The following is a 19,121-nucleotide window of genomic DNA, read 5'->3' as shown; positions in this document are numbered from 1 at the left end:
TACCAAAACAATTGGATGCCATGAGTCACAGGCGGAATTCATCGCCCAGATAGACTTCCTTCACCTGCTGGTTGGCGAGAATGCTCTCGGCGTTTCCAGAGGCAATGATATGGCCGCCCGATACGATGTAGGCGGTTTCACAGATGTCCAGTGTTTCCCGGACGTTATGGTCGGTGATCAGCACGCCAATGCCTTTGTCCCTGAGGTGGCGGATGATGTGCTTTATGTCACTCACGGAGATGGGGTCGACCCCGGCAAAGGGCTCATCAAGCAGAATAAAGGCGGGCTCCATGGCCAGCGCCCGGGCGATCTCCACGCGTCGGCGTTCGCCCCCGGAAAGGGCCATGCCAACGCTGTCCCGAATGTGGGTGATGTGGAACTCTTCCAGCAGTTCTTCCAGTTTGTGTTCACGCTCGCTGCGGCTCAACCGTTTGCGGGTTTCCAGGATGGCCATGATGTTGTCCCGGACCGACAGCTTGCGAAACACGGATGCCTCCTGCGGCAGGTATCCAATACCTTTTCGCGCGCGTCCGTGCATGGGCAACGGTGTGATGTTTTGGCCATCAATGGCGATTCGGCCCCGGTCGGCGGGCACGAGGCCCACGATCATGTAAAAACAGGTCGTTTTGCCCGCGCCGTTCGGCCCCAGGAGGCCGACGATCTCGCCGCTGCGAATTTCCAGCGAGACGTCAATCACCACTTTTTTCTGTTTGTAGCTTTTCGCCAGATTACTGGCTCTCAGAACTGCCATCGGATCCCTGTCTGTTGCTGGTGCTACGTGGCTGAATAATCATTTCGACGCGCCCGCCGCCTGTCGTGGTCTCGGCGCCACCCTCGGCGGTGACGACTCGACGGACGGTATCATAATGAATGACGTCGCCTCGGAACAGGTTCCCGTTTTGCTGGATCACGGCTTCCCGTTCGAACGTAAGCTGATTGTCCGTGGCAGACCAGGTAATGCTGAGTGCCCTTGCGTCGGTTTCGCCCGAGCCGTCCCGGGCGGGCTGCTGGTATCGGGCCGGGCTGCCGGTGGCTTCCACCCGGTTGAGGTCGTCTCCGGAGCGGTAGAGCATCACTTTGTCTGCGGTCAGTCGGGTCTTGCCCTGAATCAGTTCCACGGCGCCGTTGTATTCTGCGATGCCTTGCCCGTCATCCAGTCGGGCGCTGTCGGCGCTGACGGTGATGGGCTCGTCGGAGTCCAGGGTGAAGGCGGCAGCAGGGCCTGCGAGTGTCAGCAAAAGAGTGGTTGCCAGCGCCCCTCGGAGCCGCTTATTTGCCAGTTTCATAACGTCCTTCCACCTGGGATTTGAGTTCCACAATACGTTCGTCGATCCATGCTTGCATGCCATTTGCGCGGGTCACACCGGTTTTGTCGGCTATGGTGACCGGCGCATCGGTGTAAACAATACCAAGATCGTTGTCCAGTGTGAGTGATTCCGTGGTAAGTGTGATGTCTCGCTCACCCAGTTGCTGGAACACACGGACATTGCCGGTCAGATAGAGAATACCTTCGTTCTGAAGAAGGCTGCCGTTTTCGGCCTCGATTTGCCAGGGGGAGGTGTCGCCCTGTTCGCCAAATATGTTTGCTTTTGGCGCTTCGACAGTGGCCAGGTTGCCTTCTTCGAATTGCTCGATCCGCGGGCTGGTGAGCTGGATTTCCAGCTCGCCGGATTCGTTGTACGAGGTATAACTGCCGTTGACCACAAAGCCGTCCGGTTCCCGGGTGCCTCGCAGATCGGCCCGGTCGTTGCTGGACATGGTGGGTTCGTCGCTGCGCCACAACAGGAATATGGTCGCGCCGATGGTTGCGATCAGTGCCAGGGTGCGAAGCCAGGGGCGGTTTTCCAGTGTGAGCAGTGCGATCAGGCCACCATCAGCGTTGTCCGGATCGTAATCCGGAGCGGAGTCCTGATTGTTTTGCTGGGATGAGGTTCCTGAGGTCATGCGTCCGGTTCCAGGTATTTTGCCAGTGCCTCGTCCAGTTTGTTCTGCGATGCCAGAATCAGGTCACAGGCCTCGCGGACGGCGCCTTCGCCACCTGCTGCCCGGGTACAGTAATCGGCGTGTTTCTGGGCCAGCCAGTAGCCATTGGGTACGGTGATGCCCAGGCCCGCGAAGCGAATGGCTGGCAGGTCAGGCAGATCGTCGCCCATATAGGCAATTTGTTCCGGTAGCACATCCATGGTGCTGACCAGTTCCTGCAAGGCCACTTTTTTGTCCTCACGCCCCTGCATCAGGTGAGTGATGCCCAGGTCATTCATGCGTTTCTCGGTGAGCGCCGAGCGCCGCCCGGTAATAACCGCCACCGTGATTCCGGCGGCCATGAGCTGCTTGAGGCCCAGTCCATCAAGAATGTTGAAGCCTTTGAGCTCGTCGCCTGTGGCGCTGAAGTAGAGCCTGCCGTTGCTCATGATGCCATCGACATCAAAGGCCGCGAGCCGGATAGGTGCCGCCTTTTTCTTCAGGGCTTCGGGCCACAGGTCAGCCATTGGATGCGTTGTCTCCGGCATCAGATGACTCCCGCCCGCAGAAGGTCGTGCATGTTGATAGCGCCAACCAGTTCACCTTGTGCATTGGTGACCGGCAGCGCGTTGATCTTCATTTCTTCCATGATGTTCAGCGCTTCGGCAGCCAGATGGTCGGCCTCGATTGTTTTGCCGTTGCGAGTCATGACGTCTTCGATAGGTGTCGTGTGCACATCAAGGTTCTTGTCGAGGGTGCGTCGCAGGTCACCATCGGTGAATACACCGGTCAGTTTGCCCCGTGCGTCCAGAACCGTGGTCATGCCCAGCCCCTTGCGGGAAATCTCCAGCAGCGCGCCGCTTAAGGGGGTGCCTTCCTGGACTCGGGGAATCCGGTCGCCGACATGCATAATGTCTGAGACATGCAGCAAAAGCCGCCGTCCCAGGCTGCCGCCAGGGTGAGAGAAGGCAAATTCCTCGGCGCTGAAGCCGCGGGCTCCCAGTAGCGCCACGGCCAGTGCATCTCCCATCACCAGTGTGGCCGTGGTGCTGGAAGTGGGGGCCAGGCCCAGAGGGCAGGCTTCGGTCTGTACACTGACGTCCAGGTTGGCCACGGCCTCCTTGGCCAGCGTGGACGACGCGTTGCCGGTCATGCTGATCAGGGGGGCGCCCATGCGTTTGATCAGGGGCAGGATAGTCACCACCTCACTGGTATTGCCGCTATTCGAGATGGCGATCACGACATCCTGACTGGTAATCATGCCCAGATCGCCGTGACTGGCCTCGCCCGGGTGTACGAAAAAGGCCGGGGTGCCTGTGCTGGCCAGTGTTGCGGCAATTTTGTTGCCTATGTGTCCGGATTTCCCCATCCCGGTAACGACGACGCGCCCCTTGCACTGCATGATGACTTCGCAGGCCTTGATGAACTCATCATCAATGCGTTCTTCAAGAGCCTCGATGGCCTGGCGTTCAATTCGGATGGCCTGCAGTGCGGATGTGCGAAAATCCTTGGGGCTCGTTTCAGTCATCGGGATCCTTGCCTGGTCTGCTTGCGTGGGTATGGATGTACGTCAATCAAGTGGTGATGCGCCGCCCGGAAACTAGTCCAAGTCGACTGTTCAGTATATCATTTTCATACATCGACGCTGTTCGGTTGAGGTATGTTCGGGCAAACTGACCTTCAGATACAACCCGTTTTTTGTTCAAGGGATTGAGCTTCGTGCCCCAGCAGCAGCATGCTGCCGCTCCCACAAAGGTAAAGGCCATGGAATCGCCTGCGTATATTTCCCTGCAGAATGTTGTTTTCTCCCGCGCTGGGCGACGAATCTTCGATGGCGTGTCGCTGGATATTCCGCGCGGCAAGATTACCGCCATTATGGGGCCCAGCGGAACTGGTAAGACCACACTTTTGCGCCTGATCGGTGGGCAGTTGAAGCCGGATTCGGGCAGCATTCAGGTGGCTGGCCAGGAGGTTCCGGGCCTTAAGCGGCGAGCGTTGTATGAATTGCGGGAAAAAATGGGCCTGCTGTTTCAAAGTGGCGCACTGTTTACCGACTTAAATGTGTACGAGAACGTGGCTTTTCCATTACGCGTTCATACCTCCCTGCCGGAAGATATGATTCGCGATATCGTCCTGATGAAGCTCGAAGCGGTTGGTCTCCGGGGCGCGCGCCAGTTGATGCCCTCTGAGCTGTCTGGAGGCATGACTCGTCGTGTGGCCCTGGCCCGCAGTATTGCACTGGATCCCGAATTGATTATGTATGACGAACCTTTCGCCGGTCAGGATCCGATTGCCATGGGCGTTCTGGTGAAGTTGATCCGGGATCTGAATCGGGCCGCGGGGATGACCAGCGTTCTGGTGTCTCACGATGTTGCGGAGTCCCTGAGTATCTGCGATTACGCCTGTATTGTGGCGGATGGCAAGGTGATCGGGGAGGGCGAGCCCGATGAGCTTCAGTCCCACCCCTCGGAACAGGTTCAGCAGTTTTTACAGGGCAAACCCGACGGCCCGGTTCCCTTCCATTATCAGGCGAGCGGGCTGGACGCGGATCTCGGCCTGGCAGGGGGCGGTGCATGATCGAGCGTGTGGCCGCCCTTGGGCGTCAGGGGCTGGATGTGGTTGCCTCCCTTGGGCGGGCCGGTCAGTTTCTGTTTGGTGTGCTGGCAGGCGTTCCCCGGCCGGCAACCGGCTTTCCCCTCCTTATCAAGCAGCTCTACTCGGTTGGAGTGCTGTCCCTTGTGATAGTGGTTGTGTCTGGCCTGTTTATCGGCATGGTTCTGGGGCTGCAGGGGTATACGATTCTTAGCGACTACGGTTCCGAGGCGGCAATTGGTCAGATGATTGCGTTGACTCTGGTTCGTGAACTGGGGCCGGTGGTAACGGCGTTGCTTTTTGCTGGTCGGGCAGGGTCTGCACTGACGGCGGAGATTGGTTTGATGAAGGCAACCGAGCAACTGTCCAGTATGGAAATGATGGGGGTTGACCCATTGAGGCGTGTCATTGCCCCTCGACTGTGGGCGGGCTTCCTGGCAATGCCGGTACTGGCTGTGATCTTTTCCATGGTGGGGATCGTCGGCGGCATGCTTGTTGGTGTCGAATGGCTCGGTGTGTTCGAAGGTTCCTTCTGGGGGAATATGCAGTCCTCCGTGGATTTCAGGGAAGACGTACTGAACGGTGTAATCAAGAGTGTGGTGTTTGGTTTCGTATGTGCGTGGATTGCGGTGTACCAGGGCTACGACTGCGTGCCGACGTCGGCAGGGATCAGTTCAGCGACCACCAAGACGGTCGTTTACTCGTCTCTGGCCGTGCTGGGGCTGGATTTCGTGCTCACCGCAATCATGTTCGGTGAGTTTGGGTATTGAGTATCGGGTGTAAGTGATGACACAGAGAACGATGGAAATTGCAGTGGGTTTGTTTATGATTGCCGGTCTCGCTGCGGTGCTGTTCCTGGCCTTGAAGGTTAGCGGGTTGTCTTTGCAGTCGGCCGGGAACACCTACACCGTGTATGCCAATTTCAATGACATTGGCGGCTTGCGGCCCCGCGGGCGGGTTTCGATGGCGGGTGTGACGGTTGGCTCGATCGATTCCATCACGCTTGAGCCGGAAACCTTCCAGGCTCGGGTTTCCCTGGCGATTCGCTCGGATGTGGACAACATTCCGGCAGACAGTTCAGCCGTAATACGTACATCCGGATTGCTCGGTGAGCAGTACATTGATATATCGATTGGCGGCGACATGGAGTCTCTGGCAGAAGGCGATACGTTCTACTCTACGCAGTCGGCCATGAACCTTGAGCGGATGATCAGCAATTTTGCTTCTGGCCGATGAGCCAGTACGACGGAATTTTATTTATGAAGGAGAATTCGATGTTCGGAATGACACAACGCTTTCTGATGCTGCTTTTTCTGGTAATGGCGTTTGCCAGTGCGGCACAGGCTGATGCTGCCGAGGATCTTCGAAGCTATGTGGATGAAAAAACCCAGAAGATGGTTGCACAGCTCAACCAGGAGCGGGGGCTTTACGAGTCAGATCCGGAGGCATTCTATGCCAGCATGGACGCCTCACTGGAGGAGTTTGTTGATTTTCGCCGGATCGCAGCCCGGGTAATGGGGCGTTACGCTCGCCAGACTACCCCCGAGCAGCGGGATGAATTCGTCGCCAAGTTCAAGCGCAGCCTGTTTGACAGCTACGCCCAGGCGCTGGTGAATACCGAGGATTTCAGTATCGAGGTGAATGAAGCGGTGATAAATCCCCGCGATGAAGATCGGGCCTCGGTTCAGATGGAGGTGATCACCGCTTCTGGTAACCGCTATCCGGTGACCTACTCCATGTATAAATCCGGCGAAGGTGTCTGGTTGATGGAGAACGTGATCGTCGAAGGTGTGAATATCGGCCTTGCGTTCCGCGACCGTTTTGCCCAGGAAATGGAGCAAAATCGCGGTCAGGTCGATGTTGTGATTGATGACTGGGGCGATGCGGTGAAGTCACTGAACCTCGAAGAGGAAGTTGATAAGTCGTGAGTCTCGCAGTGCCGAGCGTGACGCTGAACGGTACGACACTGAGCGTCGCCGGCGAGGTTAATGCTGAGACCGTTATGTCGTTGCGATCCCGGGGCGAGGCCCTGATTCGTTCGGCCCGGTCACCTCTGGCCGTCGACCTCGCAGGGTTGGAGGCGGCCCACAGTGTGGTGCTTTCCATGCTTCTGTGCTGGCAAAGAGCAGCTGGAGAGAGTGGCGCAACGCTGACCTTTCAAAACGCCAGTGACCGTCTAAGGTCACTGGCGGCGCTGAGCAATCTGGACAGGCAAATCCCCGGATTCGAAACGGCCTGATGTGACGTCTGTCTTTGCGGGTTACTTTCCTTCCATCTCATGACGCTAAAGCTGACCCGCGCAACGTAATTGGTTACAATCCCGCCCCTGATTTTTTCAAAACGCCCGAGGATTTAGTTATGGATGCCACCGAAGCTACCGCACTGGTTGAAGCTGCGTTTCCCGGCTGTGAAGTTCAGGTGCAGGTCGACGGTACTCATTACCTGGTCGTTGTGGTGGGTGATGTCTTTGAAGGGCTGCCGACCATCAAACGGCAGCAGATGATCAACAAGGCGCTGTTCCAGCAAGTCATGGATGGCACCATCCACGCACTGCATCCAAGAGCCTATACTCCGTCTGAATGGGCCGAGCGACAGGGCTGATCCCCAGCACCGACAGAACAGGATAATTACCGTGGATAAACTAATGATCGGGGGGCGTAAGCCCCTGGATGGCGAAATCCGGATTTCCGGTGCCAAGAACGCTGCACTGCCGATCCTGGCAGCCACACTTCTGGCTGACGAGCCGGTTACTGTTGGCAACCTGCCGCACCTTCATGATGTGACGACCATGATGGAGTTGCTGGGGCGCATGGGGGTGGAGCTGCTGATCGATGAAAAGATGAGTGTTGAGATTCACGCCAATACCATCAAGCAGTTCCATGCGCCCTATGAGCTGGTGAAAACCATGCGTGCGTCCATTCTCGTTCTGGGGCCGCTGGTCGCACACTTTGGCGAAGCCGAGGTTTCACTGCCAGGTGGCTGCGCTATTGGTAGCCGCCCGGTGGATCTGCACATCCACGGTCTAGAGATGATGGGGGCCGACATCAAGGTTGAAAACGGCTACATCAAGGCGAAGACCAATGGTCGCCTCAAGGGCGCTCATATCTTCCTGGACACCGTAACCGTAACCGGCACCGAGAACCTGATGATGGCCGCCGCCCTGGCTGACGGCAAAACCATTCTGGAGAACGCCGCCCGTGAACCGGAAGTGGTCGACCTTGCCGAGTGTCTGATTGCCATGGGTGCTGACATTAAAGGCCACGGTACGGCGACCATAGAGATCAATGGTGTCGAGCGGTTGCACGGATGCCATTATGACGTGCTGCCTGACCGGGTCGAAACCGGAACCTACCTGGTGGCTGCGGCCGCAACCGGTGGCCGGGTAAAACTCAAGGATACCCGTGAGGACCTGCTTGAAGCGGTGTTGCTCAAGTTGAATGAAGCGGGCGCCCATATTTCCACCGGTCCGGACTGGATCGAGCTGGACATGAAGGGCAATCGGCCCAAGGCAGTCAGTCTGCGCACTGCACCGTATCCCGCATTTCCGACAGACATGCAGGCGCAGTTCGCCGCGATGAATACCGTGGCAGAAGGCTCGGGAACCATCGTTGAAACGGTGTTTGAGAACCGCTTCATGCATTTGCAGGAGCTTATCCGTATGGGCGCGGATATCACTCTCGAAGGCAACGCGGCCATTATCAAAGGTGTGGATCATCTGAAAGCCGCTCCGGTGATGGCAACCGATCTTCGGGCGTCCGCGAGCCTGGTCATTGCCGGTCTGGTAGCCGATGGCGACACCATCGTTGATCGTATCTACCACATCGACCGTGGCTACGAGTGTATCGAGGAAAAGCTGCAGCTGCTGGGCGCAAGCATCCGCCGGCTGCCGGCATAACGGAGATTAGGGGAAACTGGAAGGACGTATGACAGATTCCATCACCATCGCCTTGTCGAAGGGACGAATCCTGGATGAAACGTTGCCGCTGCTGGCCGAGGCCGGTATTGAGCTGGTCGACGACATCAAAAAATCCCGTAAGCTGGTGTTCCCTACCACCGATCCGAATGTGCGGGTGCTGATCATCCGTGCCACCGATGTGCCCACGTATGTGCAATACGGTGGCGCCGATCTCGGTGTAACCGGGAAAGACGTACTGATGGAGCACGGAGGCGAGGGGTTGTACGAGCCCCTGGACCTGAAGATTTCCCAATGTCGCCTGATGACAGCTGGTCCAAAGGGCAGTCAGCCTCCGTCGGGTCGCATAAAGGTAGCCACCAAGTTTGTGAACATCGCCCGCCGCTATTACGCCGCTCAGGGGCGACAGGCCGATATCATCAAACTCTATGGGGCGATGGAGCTGGCGCCGATTCTGGGGCTGGCGGATGAAATCGTCGATATCGTTGATACGGGCAACACGCTTCGTGCGAACGGGCTGGAGGCGCGTGAACTGATTGAGCATATCAGTAGTCGCCTGGTGGTGAATCGCGCCTCGATGAAGATGAAACACGGTCGCATTAACCCCATAATCGAGCGCATGGCTGCTGCTGTGGCGTCGCGACACGCCGAGGCGTAATCGCCGCCTGCTGTCGATTTTTTCAGGGTGTGCCGGTGACTTCGGCACGCCGTTTTACGGTCCGTGCTTGGGCCGCCTTCAATTCCCTCATTTAGCGCAGGATTGAATACATGTCTGATCTCAGTATCACTCGACTCAATACGTCCGACGAGGATTTTGACCGTTCGCTGGCCCGTCTGCTGGCGTGGGACGACAGTGTTGATCATCAGGTGAACGAGTCAGTGCGTCATATCCTGAGCCAGGTGAAGTCCCGTGGCGATGCCGCGATCCTGGAATTTACCGAACAGTTTGATCGGCTCAAGGCTGACTCTGTGGCGGAACTGGAAATGAGCAAGGATCGCTTGCTGAAGGCGCTTGAGGCCATTCCTCAGGATCAGCGCCTGGCGCTGGAAGCAGCAGCTCAACGCATTCGTGACTACCACGAACGACAGAATCAAACTTCCTGGCAGTACGAAGAGGCCGATGGGACGGTTCTGGGGCAAAAGGTGACGCCTCTGGATCGCGCCGGCCTTTACGTTCCGGGAGGGAAAGCAGCTTATCCTTCATCGGTGTTGATGAATGCCATCCCGGCGAAGGTGGCGGGTGTTTCCGAGGTGGTCATGGTGGTGCCCACACCGGATGGTCTGGTGAATGATATGGTCCTGGCTGCGGCAGCGATCGCTGGTGTAGACCGGGTGTTTACCATTGGCGGTGCCCAGGCGGTTGGCGCGCTAGCCTACGGAACCGAAACCGTTCCGGCGGTCGACAAGATTGTCGGGCCCGGGAACATCTTTGTTGCAACGGCCAAGCGGGAGGTGTTTGGAACCGTTGGCATCGACATGATTGCCGGCCCGTCCGAAATTCTGGTGATTTGCGATGGCCAGACTGACCCGGACTGGATTGCCATGGACCTGTTCTCCCAGGCTGAACACGACGAGCAGGCCCAGTCCATCCTGATCAGTCCGGACAAAGGCTTCCTGGATGCCGTTGAAGCCAGCATTCAGCGCTTGCTTCCAACCATGGAGCGTGCGGATATCATTGCGGAGTCGGTCGGCAGTCGCGGGGCGTTGATTCAGGTAGCAGATCTGGCGGAGGCCGCCGAGGTGTCCAACCGAATTGCTCCGGAGCATTTGGAGTTGTCCGTGGAGCAGCCGGAAGCCCTGTTGGAAAACATTCGCCATGCGGGTGCCGTCTTCATGGGGCGTTACACCGCTGAGGCGCTGGGGGATTATTGCGCAGGCCCCAACCACGTTCTTCCGACCAGTGGTACGGCGCGTTTCTCCTCTCCTTTGGGGGTATATGACTTCCAGAAGCGTTCGTCCATTATCGGTTTTTCGGCCAATGGTGCCGATAAAATGGGGAGGATCGCCTCTGTGTTGGCCAGAGGAGAAGGCCTGACGGCCCATGCCCGTTCTGCGGAATATCGAATCAAAGAGTGAATGCTAATCCCCGCTGGAGTGGAGCAGTAAGGCCATGAGCAAGTTCTGGAGTCCGCTGGTTAATGATCTCGTTCCCTACGTGCCGGGGGAGCAGCCCAAGGTCGCTAACCTGATCAAGCTGAATACCAATGAGAGCCCGTTTGGGCCTTCGCCAAAGGTTATCGCGGCCGTTCAGGCCGAGCTGAACGATACCCTGCGGCTGTATCCGGACCCCGAAGGCGAGAGCCTTCGGAAAACCATTGCGGCCTATCATGGCATCACGCCCGGGCAGGTGTTTCTCGGAAACGGCTCCGACGAGGTGCTTGCGCATATTTTCTACGGGCTGTTCCAGCACGGGGAGCCGGTGCTGTTTCCGGATGTCACCTACAGTTTTTATCCGGTCTACTGTGGCCTCTATGGCATAGAAAGTCGGCAGATTCCCCTGACGGACAGCTTCGAGATTGACCCGGCAGAGTACACCGGTCCCAACGGTGGGGTTATTTTCCCCAACCCCAATGCGCCAACCGGTCGGTACCTGGAGCTGGAGCATATCGAAACGATTCTGCACGCCAATCCGGATCGTGTCGTGGTGGTGGATGAAGCCTACATTGATTTTGGCGGTACCAGTGCGATTACCCTGGTGGATCGCTATCCGAACCTTCTGGTTACCCAGACCTTGTCAAAGTCCCGGGCGCTGGCCGGCTTGCGGGTGGGCTTTGCTGTCGGGCACCCCGATCTCATTGAGGCGCTGAATCGGGTGAAAAACAGCTTCAACAGCTATCCCCTGGATCGGCTTGCCCTGGCTGGAGCCAGGGCGGCGTATGAGGACGAAGCCTGGTTCCAGCAATGCTGCCAGACTGTTATCGCCGAGCGGGAGCGTGTAACACAGGCGCTGGAGCAGCAGGGCTTTGAGGTTTTGCCGTCCAGGGCTAACTTCGTTCTGGCTCGCCATCCCGACAAATCCGGCCAGCACCTGGCGACGGGGCTCCGGGAGAAGGGCATTATCGTTCGCCACTTCAACAAGCCCAGAATCAGTGAGTACCTCCGGATTACCATCGGAACGGCCTCCCAGAACGATGCGCTGATCGACGGGCTCGCAGCTCTTTAAACTTATCCGAGCAGAGCAAAGCCGGTGTTTTGGGATGTTGGCTTTGCTCTTTGATGGCAGGAGAAGATCATGATCACCCGAGACGAAATTCTGACCCGGATCGATGAATGGCTTCAGCCAGACAATTTTCAGGACTATTGTCCGAATGGTCTTCAGGTTGAGGGCAGGGCCGAAGTTCGAACCATTGTCAGCGGGGTGACGGCGTCAAAGGCATTGATTGATGCCGCAATTGATGCCGGGGCAGACATGATTCTTGTTCACCACGGCTATTTCTGGAAAGGCGAGGATGCCCGTGTTCGTGGAATGAAACGTGAGCGTCTGAAGCTGCTGCTCGATCATGACATCAACCTTGTTGCCTACCACCTCCCGCTGGACGATCATCCGGAATTCGGTAATAACCGGCAGCTGGCGGATGTGCTTGGGCTGCGGAATCCTCGTCCTCTGGCCGGGCTGGTCTGGCAGGGGGAGTTGGAACAGCCGCTGGGAGCCTCTCATTTTGCCGAATGGATCGCTGAAAAGCTGAATCGAACGCCGCTCTGGGTGGGTGAAGGTAAAGACGAGATAAAGCGGGTGGGCTGGTGTACCGGTGCCGCGCAGGGATTTATTGATCAGGCGCTTGAAGCTGGGCTGGATGCCTACATCAGCGGCGAAATATCCGAGCCCACCACGCACACCGCCAGAGAGTGTGGTATCCATTACTTTGCGGCGGGCCACCACGCTACCGAAAGATACGGTGTCCAGGCATTAGGCGCGGCTTTGGCAAAGGAGTTCGGGTTGACGCACCGGTTTATTGACTGCGACAACCCGGTTTAAGGATTCAGGCGTTGCCTTTTCCCGCCAGCCCGAAGTCTTCGGACAGGGTCCCGGAGGCTTTGGGGTCGGTTTTGGGCGCATAGTCCCGTGGTGCTTCCACGCCATCATCGCGGTCCCCGACTTCTCCCAGGCGCTTCCTCGCGGTTTCGTCGCCCAGTTCGTCCAGCCATTCATCGTCGTTGCACAGGCGGTTTGCGCCTCTGGCCATGTGCTGGTTGATGTCACGGTAGCTGTCATTGAACCGCCGGAGCAAATGAGCGGATTCCATGAAATGCTCGTTCACCTGCGCCTGATAGCGGGTGTATTCGTTTCGCAGTTCTTCGACCTGCTGTTCCGCCCGGCGTTGCCGGAGCGTGGTTCCTTGCCCTGAACGGCCAATCATGACCCCAATGACGATGCCGACGATGAGCGCGGCAACGGCTGCCAGAATCAGGTTTTCCATAGGTTGTGTCGTCCCTTTTTGACTGGAATTTTACCTCGCACGTTTTCCGAGTATAGCGCCCTGAGCGCTCGCAGCACATTACCTTGTGGTGAGCCAATCGTCGTAATTTGGCGGTGGGGCGGCATCGTGGCGAAAAATGCCCAAATGCGAGACAATACAGCGCCGAAATTTCATGATTATGATCCTGGAAAAATCAATGACCGCAGCGATGTCCAAACTAGATGCCAGTGCAAATCTGACTCCCTGGGAGCGTTATCAAAAAGATCTTGAGCGTCCGGATTTCCAGCAGGATGCTGCCCAGGAAGATGCCGTACGTCGTCTTCAGGCGTTGTATGAAAAATTGGTTGTTGCGGAAGAAGAACGCAACAAGGCGATGGCCAGGTTGCGTCGCAAATTGAAAAAGGGCAAAGAGGAGCCCGTTAAGGGTCTGTATTTCTGGGGTGGCGTAGGGCGCGGTAAAACCTATCTGATGGACACGTTTTACGAGTCGCTTCCGTTTGACCGAAAGATGCGTGTCCACTTTCACCGGTTCATGCAGCGGGTCCACAACGAGCTAAAACAGTTGAAGGGCGAGAAGAACCCGTTGGATCTTGTGTCCCGGAAGTTTGCCGAGGAAACCCGGGTTATCTGCTTTGACGAGTTTTTTGTCTCCGATATTGGCGATGCCATGATTCTCGCAACGCTGATGGACGGTCTGTTCAGCCGGGGCGTCACGCTGGTGTGTACCTCCAACATCGTGCCGGATGGTCTCTATAAGGATGGTTTGCAAAGGGCTCGCTTCCTGCCGGCGATCGCGTTGGTTAAGAAGTATACCGATGTGGTGAACGTGGATGGCGGCGTTGATTACCGGTTGCGAACACTGGAGCAGGCGGAATTGTTTCACTCCCCCCTGGATGCAGAAGCTGATGTCAGCTTGCGCAAAAGCTATGACGCGCTGGCTCTTGAGGCGGGCAAGCACAGTCAGAGTATTGAGGTGAATGGCCGGAAGATTCCGGTTCAGGCGCACGCCGATGACGTTGTCTGGTTTGATTTTACCGATGTCTGTGACGGGCCTCGGAGCCAGAACGATTACATTGAATTGGCGCGACAGTTCCACGCCATCATCATCAGCAATGTGCCAGTCCTCGGTGGTGAAAAAGACGATCAGGCGCGTCGGTTCATCAACATGGTGGACGAGTTCTACGACCGCAACGTGAAGGTCATCATGTCTGCAGCGGCACCTATCACCGAACTCTATGCCGGCGGCCGGCTCAGTTTCGAATTTGAGCGTACCGAATCCCGGTTGCTGGAAATGCAGTCCCATGAATATCTAGAGGCACCTCATAAACCCTAAGTTTTCTGGCCGGAGCAGCGCTCCGGTTCTTTGCTAAACCGGACGATCGGGCAGTTCGTCCCGACCCACAACATAAAGACAGAGAGATTGATCCATGAGTAGCGATAGCGTAGTGATTGTTAGCGGCGTTCGGACCCCGATGGGGGGCTTTCAAGGCAGTTTGTCGCCTTTGTCTGCGCCGGAGCTTGGGGCCATTACGATCGCCGAGGCAGTTAAACGCGCGGGACTTCAGCCTGCGGATGTGCAGGAAGTCATTATGGGCAACGTCCTGCCGGCAGGGCTCAAGCAGGGGCCTGCCCGTCAGGCGATGCGCCAGGCTGGTTTGCCGGACAGCACCGGTGCCACCACGATCAACAAGCTGTGTGGCTCCGGCATGAAGGCCGCCATGTTTGCTCACGACCTGATCAAGGCTGGTAGCAATGACATCATGGTCGCCGGCGGTATGGAGAGTATGTCCAACGCGCCGTATATCCTGCCCAATGCTCGTAAAGGCTATCGAATGGGCGCGGGCGACACTGTTCAGGATCATATGTTCCTGGACGGGCTGGAAGATGCCGAGACGGGGCGTCTGATGGGCGCGTTTGCCCAGGAGATGGCGGATAAGAAAGGTTACACCCGCGAGGACATGGATGCATACGCTATTCAGTCGCTCAAGCGAGCGCAGCGAGCCATTGAAGACGGTGTACTGGCGGATGAAATCGTTCCGGTTACGGTGAAAACCCGCAAAGGTGAAACGGTGGTTGAGCATGATGAGCAGCCGTTCAATGCCAACATCGAGAAAATTCCTTCCCTGCGTCCGGCCTTCAGTAAAGACGGTACGGTAACCGCGGCTAATGCCTCGTCAATTTCCGACGGTGCTTCTGCTCTGGTTCTGATGAGCGAGTCAGAAGCCGAGAAGCGGGGGCTCAAGCCGGTTGCCCGGATCGTGGGTCACAGCACTCAGTCCCAGCATCCTTCCGAATTCACCTGTGCTCCCGTGGGTGCTATCGAAACGCTCCTTGGCAAAACAGGTTGGAATAAGGCGGACGTTGACCTGTTCGAGATCAATGAAGCGTTTGCCATGGTGGCAATGATGCCGATCCGTGAGCTTGGCCTGGATCCGGATAAGGTTAATGTCCATGGTGGTGCCTGTGCTCAGGGTCACCCGGTTGGCTCAACAGGATCCAGACTGCTGGTCACGCTGATGCACGCGCTTCAGCGGCACGGAAAGAAACGTGGGGTCGCCGCCCTGTGCATCGGCGGCGGTGAAGCCACCGCCATGGCGATAGAGCTGATTTAATGAATAAAGGCCCGGTTTAAAACCGGGCCTTCTTACTTGCAATCCAAAGGCGCCGGGATGGGGTGATATCAAAATCATACTTTTGACTGATCAAAGCCCTCGACAGCCTTAGCTATAGTGCGTACATCACGAGCACTGTGCACGAAGCCTCCAATACATCGTGAACACCAATAATCAGAGCAGCGACTCAGAACAACAATGGAGTAGCCTTCCAATGACAAGAAAAACTCATCAATGGCAGCGTTGGACCAAATTGCCACTGGCAGCCGCGGTTGCCGCAGGTATGTCGGGTCAGGCGCTTGCCTTCAGCAGCAGCGTCTGGGGTGTCGACTACCAGTTCAATACCACGTTGTCAGCGGGTGCTGGCTGGCGGATGGAAGATCGCGACAAGCGTTTGATCGCCCCGGGTAACCTTGGGCCAGAATATGCTCCGGGCGGTTCCCTGGCGAACATCGGTTCCTCCTCGAATAACTTCGACGATGGCAACCTGAACTTCGAGAAAGGCGACACCTACTCGAAAATCGTCAAGGGTAACAGTGAGCTGTTCATCGACTATTACGTTGACAGCAATGTCCTGACCCGTGTCGGTGGTTTGTTGCGTGGCCGCTACTGGTACGACTTTGAACTGAAAGACGAAAGCCGTGCAGTGGATTATGTCGGCCAGCAGCGTGAACTGAACCCAAAAGCAAAGGGCAACGCGTCCGGCGGCGAGTTGCTGGATGCCTATGTGTTCACCGACTGGTACTTTGGCAACGTTCCTGTGAGCTTGCGCTATGGCCGCCAGGTGGTGAGCTGGGGTGAAAGTACCTTTATTCAGGGTGGTATTAACGTCATCAACCCGGTTGACGTGCCGGCCTTCCGTTCTCCGGGTGCCGAACTGAAGGACGTCCTGCTGCCGGTTGAAATGTTCTATATGTCAGCCGGTGTGACCGAGAACATTACCCTTGAAACCTTCGTCCAGGCCGATTGGGAGCCGGTTCGTCCGGACGATTGTGGTACCTTCTTCTCCACCAACGATTTTGCTTCCGATGGCTGTGGCCCGGTACTGCTGGCCGGCCAGTTGCCCGATTCTCAGGCCTACGCCCAGGGCTTCATCGCTCCGCGTATCGGTGATAAGGAAGCCGATTCCAAGGATCAGTTTGGTGTGGCCATGCGCTGGTATGTGCCTGCTCTGAACGATTCCGAGCTGGGCTTCTACTACATCAAGTACAACAGCCGTCTGCCTTACGTCAGTGGTCTGGTGAACAATCCTTCGGATCCCGGCGAGACTCAGAATAGCGATCCTGATCTTCCGTATTCCGCATTTCCAAGTTACTTCATCGAGTACCCGGAGAACATCAACCTTTACGGTGTCAGCATCAACACCACCACGCCAGGTGGTTGGTCGCTGGGTGCAGAGTATAGCTTCCGTGACAATGTGCCTCTGCAGTGGAGCGCGTTCGAGCTGATCTTTGGTGGTCTTCAGCAGCGTGGTCCCAACGGTGAAGTGCTGAGCAAGCTGGAGCAACAGCGTCTGGAAGAAACTGGTGGAGCGAACTTTGCGGGTAAACCCGTGGCGGGCTATGACCGCTTCAACGTGTCCCAGGCCCAGTTCACCCTGATCAAGTTCTTTGACCAGGTTATGGGTGCCAGCCGTCTGACTTTCGTCAGTGAATTTGGCGCAACCTACATCCATGATCTGCCCGATTACGATGAAGCTCGCTATGGCCGTTCTGGTACCTTTGGTATCGGCACTTTGCCACTGGGCGACGGATTCGACCTCTGTGAAGCTGGCGCAAACCTGAATACCAACTACTGTAATAATGATGGGTTTACCACTGACTTCTCATGGGGTTACCGCGCGCGGTTTGTGTGGGATTACCCGAACGTGTTTGCCGGTGTGAACCTCCGTCCGCAGTTGGCGTGGTCACATGATGTTCAGGGCTACAGCCCGCAGCCGGGTGGTGCGTTCAATGAAGGCAGCAAGGCTCTGGGTGTTTCCATGGAAGCGGTCTACCAGAACAAGATCACCGGTAATATCGGATACACGAACTTTTTCGGCGGTAAGCCGTATAACGAGTTGACAGACCGTGACTTCGCAACGGTGAGTGTTTCCTACTCATTCTAATACCGGAAAGAATTCGTTTTACGAGGGATGAAAATGAAATTAAACAAGAAACTACTGGCCACAGGTGTACTGGCTGCAAGCGTTTTTGCTGGTCAGGCCTATGGTGCGGTTTCTGCCGAAGAAGCGGCCAAGCTCGGCGATTCTCTGACCCGCATGGGCGCAGAGATGGCTGGCAATGGTGGCGATATTCCAGCATGGACGGGCGGCCTGGATACGCCGCCGGATGGCTACAAAAGTGGCGGCGCTTACATTGATCCGTTCTCCGGCGAGGAGCCGAAGTTCGTGATTGATAAGAGCAATGTGGATCAGTACGCGGACAACCTGTCTCCCGGCCAGATTGCCATGATCAAGCGCTATGACGATTACGTCATGCCGGTTTTCGAGACTCACCGGACCGCGGCTTACCCGGAGCCTATCCAGCAACAGTCAGTCGAAAACGCGACCAACGTTGAGTTGATTAAGGATGGTAACGGCCTCGGCAATTACGTAGAGTCTGTTCCATTCCCGATTCCGAAAAGTGGCGTGGAAGTGATCTGGAATCACATTACCCGTTACCGGGGTGGTTCTGTTGTGCGAACCATCGGTCAGGTAACCCCGACGGAAGGTGGTGCTTTCTCGGTGGTTAAATTCCAGGACGAGTTTACCTGGCGGACGGCTCTGAGCGACTACGAGCCCGGAGAAGATCCCAACGTTCTTTTCTACTTCAAGCAGGCGATCACTGCTCCTGCGCGACTGGCGGGTAACGTACTGCTGGTTCACGAAACCATCGACCAGGTGGCTGAACCTCGCCGGGCGTGGATCTACAACGCTGGTCAGCGTCGTGTCCGTCGGGCACCTCAGGTTTCCTATGACGGTCCGGGTACCGCGTCTGATGGCATGCGTACCTCTGATAACTACGATATGTACAACGGTGCTCCGGACAAGTACAACTGGGAACTGGTGGGCAAGAAGGAAGTGTACATCCCGTACAACTCCTACCGACTGATGAACCCGGACCTGGATTACGATCAGATCGTCAAGCCGGGTCATATTAATCAGCAACTGACCCGTTATGAACTGCACCGGGTCTGGCACGTTCGTGCGACGCTGAAGGACGGTGAGCGTCATGTTTACGCCAAGCGTGACTTCTACATCGATGAAGATACCTGGCAGGCGTCCGTGATCGATCATTACGATGGACGTGGTGAGCTGTGGCGGGTTGCGGAAGCCCACGCGGTCCAGTTCTACGATCATGACGTGCCCTGGTACGCGATTGAAGTACTCTATGATCTTCTGTCTGGTCGATATCTGGCCCTTGGCCTGACCAACGAAGAAGAGAACGCGTACGAGTTTGGTGCGGACCGTCGATTCCGGGAATACACTCCGGCTGCCCTCCGGCGGTCGGGCACCCGGTAAGCCGTTACCCTCGAAACAAAAAAAGGCGGACAAATGTCCGCCTTTTTTTGTTTTTCTTTAAGTAAAGTCCAGGGTTGTTAGAAAACTGCCACCTAGAAAAATAGTTTTACGTCAATTTTTTG

General features: G+C 56.6%; 21 protein-coding genes. 15 read left to right on the top strand and 6 right to left on the bottom strand.

Going from position 1 to position 19,121, the window contains the following annotated elements; all coding sequences use genetic code 11:
• Nucleotides 1-25: 25 nt before the first annotated feature.
• Genes lptB through QVZ43_RS01470 form a run of 5 tightly spaced genes read right to left on the bottom strand, consistent with a single transcriptional unit; the run spans nucleotide 26 to nucleotide 3,490 of the window.
• Nucleotides 26-751 (bottom strand): LPS export ABC transporter ATP-binding protein, encoded by a 726-nt coding sequence (gene lptB, locus QVZ43_RS01490; RefSeq protein ID WP_223793993.1) that lies wholly within the window; start codon nucleotides 749-751, stop codon nucleotides 26-28.
• Complete coding sequence (gene lptA, locus QVZ43_RS01485) at nucleotides 729-1,286, bottom strand: lipopolysaccharide transport periplasmic protein LptA (RefSeq protein WP_302908599.1); 558 nt, start codon at nucleotides 1,284-1,286, stop codon at nucleotides 729-731. Before lptA ends, lptB begins: the two co-directional genes overlap by 23 nt.
• Nucleotides 1,270-1,944, bottom strand: coding sequence for an LPS export ABC transporter periplasmic protein LptC (lptC, locus tag QVZ43_RS01480; protein WP_338140880.1), 675 nt, complete (start codon nucleotides 1,942-1,944; stop codon nucleotides 1,270-1,272). Before lptC ends, lptA begins: the two co-directional genes overlap by 17 nt.
• On the bottom strand, nucleotides 1,941-2,510 hold the full coding sequence (locus tag QVZ43_RS01475; protein WP_302908598.1) for a KdsC family phosphatase: 570 nt from the start codon (nucleotides 2,508-2,510) through the stop codon (nucleotides 1,941-1,943). The genes lptC and QVZ43_RS01475 overlap by 4 nt, the downstream gene beginning before the upstream one ends.
• On the bottom strand, nucleotides 2,510-3,490 hold the full coding sequence (locus tag QVZ43_RS01470) for a KpsF/GutQ family sugar-phosphate isomerase (protein ID WP_302908597.1): 981 nt from the start codon (nucleotides 3,488-3,490) through the stop codon (nucleotides 2,510-2,512). Before QVZ43_RS01470 ends, QVZ43_RS01475 begins: the two co-directional genes overlap by 1 nt.
• A gap of 236 nt (nucleotides 3,491-3,726) precedes the next feature.
• On the opposite strand from QVZ43_RS01470, the gene QVZ43_RS01465 reads away from it, so the two are divergent.
• From QVZ43_RS01465 to QVZ43_RS01415, 11 genes are all read left to right on the top strand, one after another.
• Nucleotides 3,727-4,539 carry an ABC transporter ATP-binding protein gene (locus tag QVZ43_RS01465; protein ID WP_302908596.1) on the top strand — a complete coding sequence of 271 codons (813 nt, stop codon included), beginning with the start codon at nucleotides 3,727-3,729 and terminating at the stop codon, nucleotides 4,537-4,539.
• Nucleotides 4,536-5,324 carry a lipid asymmetry maintenance ABC transporter permease subunit MlaE gene (gene mlaE / locus QVZ43_RS01460; protein ID WP_302908595.1) on the top strand — a complete coding sequence of 263 codons (789 nt, stop codon included), beginning with the start codon at nucleotides 4,536-4,538 and terminating at the stop codon, nucleotides 5,322-5,324. Before QVZ43_RS01465 ends, mlaE begins: the two co-directional genes overlap by 4 nt.
• Before the next feature lie 16 nt (nucleotides 5,325-5,340).
• Nucleotides 5,341-5,790 (top strand): outer membrane lipid asymmetry maintenance protein MlaD, encoded by a 450-nt coding sequence (gene mlaD, locus QVZ43_RS01455; RefSeq protein ID WP_223793987.1) that lies wholly within the window; start codon nucleotides 5,341-5,343, stop codon nucleotides 5,788-5,790.
• 65 nt (nucleotides 5,791-5,855) lie between these two features.
• On the top strand, nucleotides 5,856-6,482 hold the full coding sequence (locus QVZ43_RS01450) for an MlaC/ttg2D family ABC transporter substrate-binding protein (protein ID WP_411722665.1): 627 nt from the start codon (nucleotides 5,856-5,858) through the stop codon (nucleotides 6,480-6,482).
• A complete protein-coding gene (locus tag QVZ43_RS01445) occupies nucleotides 6,479-6,793 on the top strand; it encodes an STAS domain-containing protein (protein WP_302908594.1) in 315 nt (104 codons plus the stop codon). The genes QVZ43_RS01450 and QVZ43_RS01445 overlap by 4 nt, the downstream gene beginning before the upstream one ends.
• A 119-nt stretch (nucleotides 6,794-6,912) precedes the next feature.
• Nucleotides 6,913-7,155: a BolA family protein gene (locus QVZ43_RS01440; protein ID WP_223793984.1), complete on the top strand. Its 243-nt coding sequence runs from the start codon at nucleotides 6,913-6,915 to the stop codon at nucleotides 7,153-7,155.
• A gap of 31 nt (nucleotides 7,156-7,186) precedes the next feature.
• Nucleotides 7,187-8,449: a UDP-N-acetylglucosamine 1-carboxyvinyltransferase gene (murA, locus tag QVZ43_RS01435; RefSeq protein WP_223793983.1), complete on the top strand. Its 1,263-nt coding sequence runs from the start codon at nucleotides 7,187-7,189 to the stop codon at nucleotides 8,447-8,449.
• A gap of 28 nt (nucleotides 8,450-8,477) precedes the next feature.
• Nucleotides 8,478-9,125 (top strand): ATP phosphoribosyltransferase, encoded by a 648-nt coding sequence (gene hisG, locus QVZ43_RS01430; RefSeq protein ID WP_223793982.1) that lies wholly within the window; start codon nucleotides 8,478-8,480, stop codon nucleotides 9,123-9,125.
• A 110-nt stretch (nucleotides 9,126-9,235) separates the two neighbouring features.
• Nucleotides 9,236-10,543, top strand: a complete 1,308-nt coding sequence (gene hisD, locus QVZ43_RS01425) for a histidinol dehydrogenase (RefSeq protein WP_223793981.1) — start codon at nucleotides 9,236-9,238, stop codon at nucleotides 10,541-10,543.
• A 34-nt stretch (nucleotides 10,544-10,577) separates the two neighbouring features.
• Nucleotides 10,578-11,630 (top strand): histidinol-phosphate transaminase, encoded by a 1,053-nt coding sequence (gene hisC, locus QVZ43_RS01420; protein ID WP_302908593.1) that lies wholly within the window; start codon nucleotides 10,578-10,580, stop codon nucleotides 11,628-11,630.
• A 69-nt stretch (nucleotides 11,631-11,699) separates the two neighbouring features.
• Nucleotides 11,700-12,443 carry a Nif3-like dinuclear metal center hexameric protein gene (locus tag QVZ43_RS01415; RefSeq protein ID WP_302908592.1) on the top strand — a complete coding sequence of 248 codons (744 nt, stop codon included), beginning with the start codon at nucleotides 11,700-11,702 and terminating at the stop codon, nucleotides 12,441-12,443.
• A 4-nt stretch (nucleotides 12,444-12,447) separates the two neighbouring features.
• On the opposite strand, the gene QVZ43_RS01410 is transcribed toward QVZ43_RS01415, so the two are convergent.
• Nucleotides 12,448-12,885: a Z-ring associated ZapG family protein gene (locus QVZ43_RS01410; protein WP_302908591.1), complete on the bottom strand. Its 438-nt coding sequence runs from the start codon at nucleotides 12,883-12,885 to the stop codon at nucleotides 12,448-12,450.
• A 235-nt stretch (nucleotides 12,886-13,120) separates the two neighbouring features.
• Between QVZ43_RS01410 and zapE the strand changes: the two genes are divergently transcribed.
• From zapE to QVZ43_RS01390, 4 genes are all read left to right on the top strand, one after another.
• Nucleotides 13,121-14,218, top strand: a complete 1,098-nt coding sequence (gene zapE, locus QVZ43_RS01405; protein WP_302909626.1) for a cell division protein ZapE — start codon at nucleotides 13,121-13,123, stop codon at nucleotides 14,216-14,218.
• 94 nt (nucleotides 14,219-14,312) lie between these two features.
• Nucleotides 14,313-15,497 carry a thiolase family protein gene (locus QVZ43_RS01400; RefSeq protein WP_302908590.1) on the top strand — a complete coding sequence of 395 codons (1,185 nt, stop codon included), beginning with the start codon at nucleotides 14,313-14,315 and terminating at the stop codon, nucleotides 15,495-15,497.
• A 214-nt stretch (nucleotides 15,498-15,711) separates the two neighbouring features.
• The gene (locus QVZ43_RS01395) at nucleotides 15,712-17,604 is read left to right on the top strand and encodes a DUF1302 domain-containing protein (protein ID WP_302908589.1); all 1,893 of its coding nucleotides are present in this window, start codon (nucleotides 15,712-15,714) and stop codon (nucleotides 17,602-17,604) included.
• Between the two features lie 33 nt (nucleotides 17,605-17,637).
• A complete protein-coding gene (locus QVZ43_RS01390) occupies nucleotides 17,638-18,999 on the top strand; it encodes a DUF1329 domain-containing protein (RefSeq protein WP_302908588.1) in 1,362 nt (453 codons plus the stop codon).
• The last annotated feature ends 122 nt before the right edge of the window (nucleotides 19,000-19,121 follow it).

Source organism: Marinobacter suaedae, from assembly GCF_030519635.1.
In the GTDB taxonomy this organism is placed as follows: Bacteria; Pseudomonadota; Gammaproteobacteria; order Pseudomonadales; family Oleiphilaceae; genus Marinobacter; species Marinobacter suaedae.
This window is presented reverse-complemented; position numbering and strand designations above follow the sequence as displayed.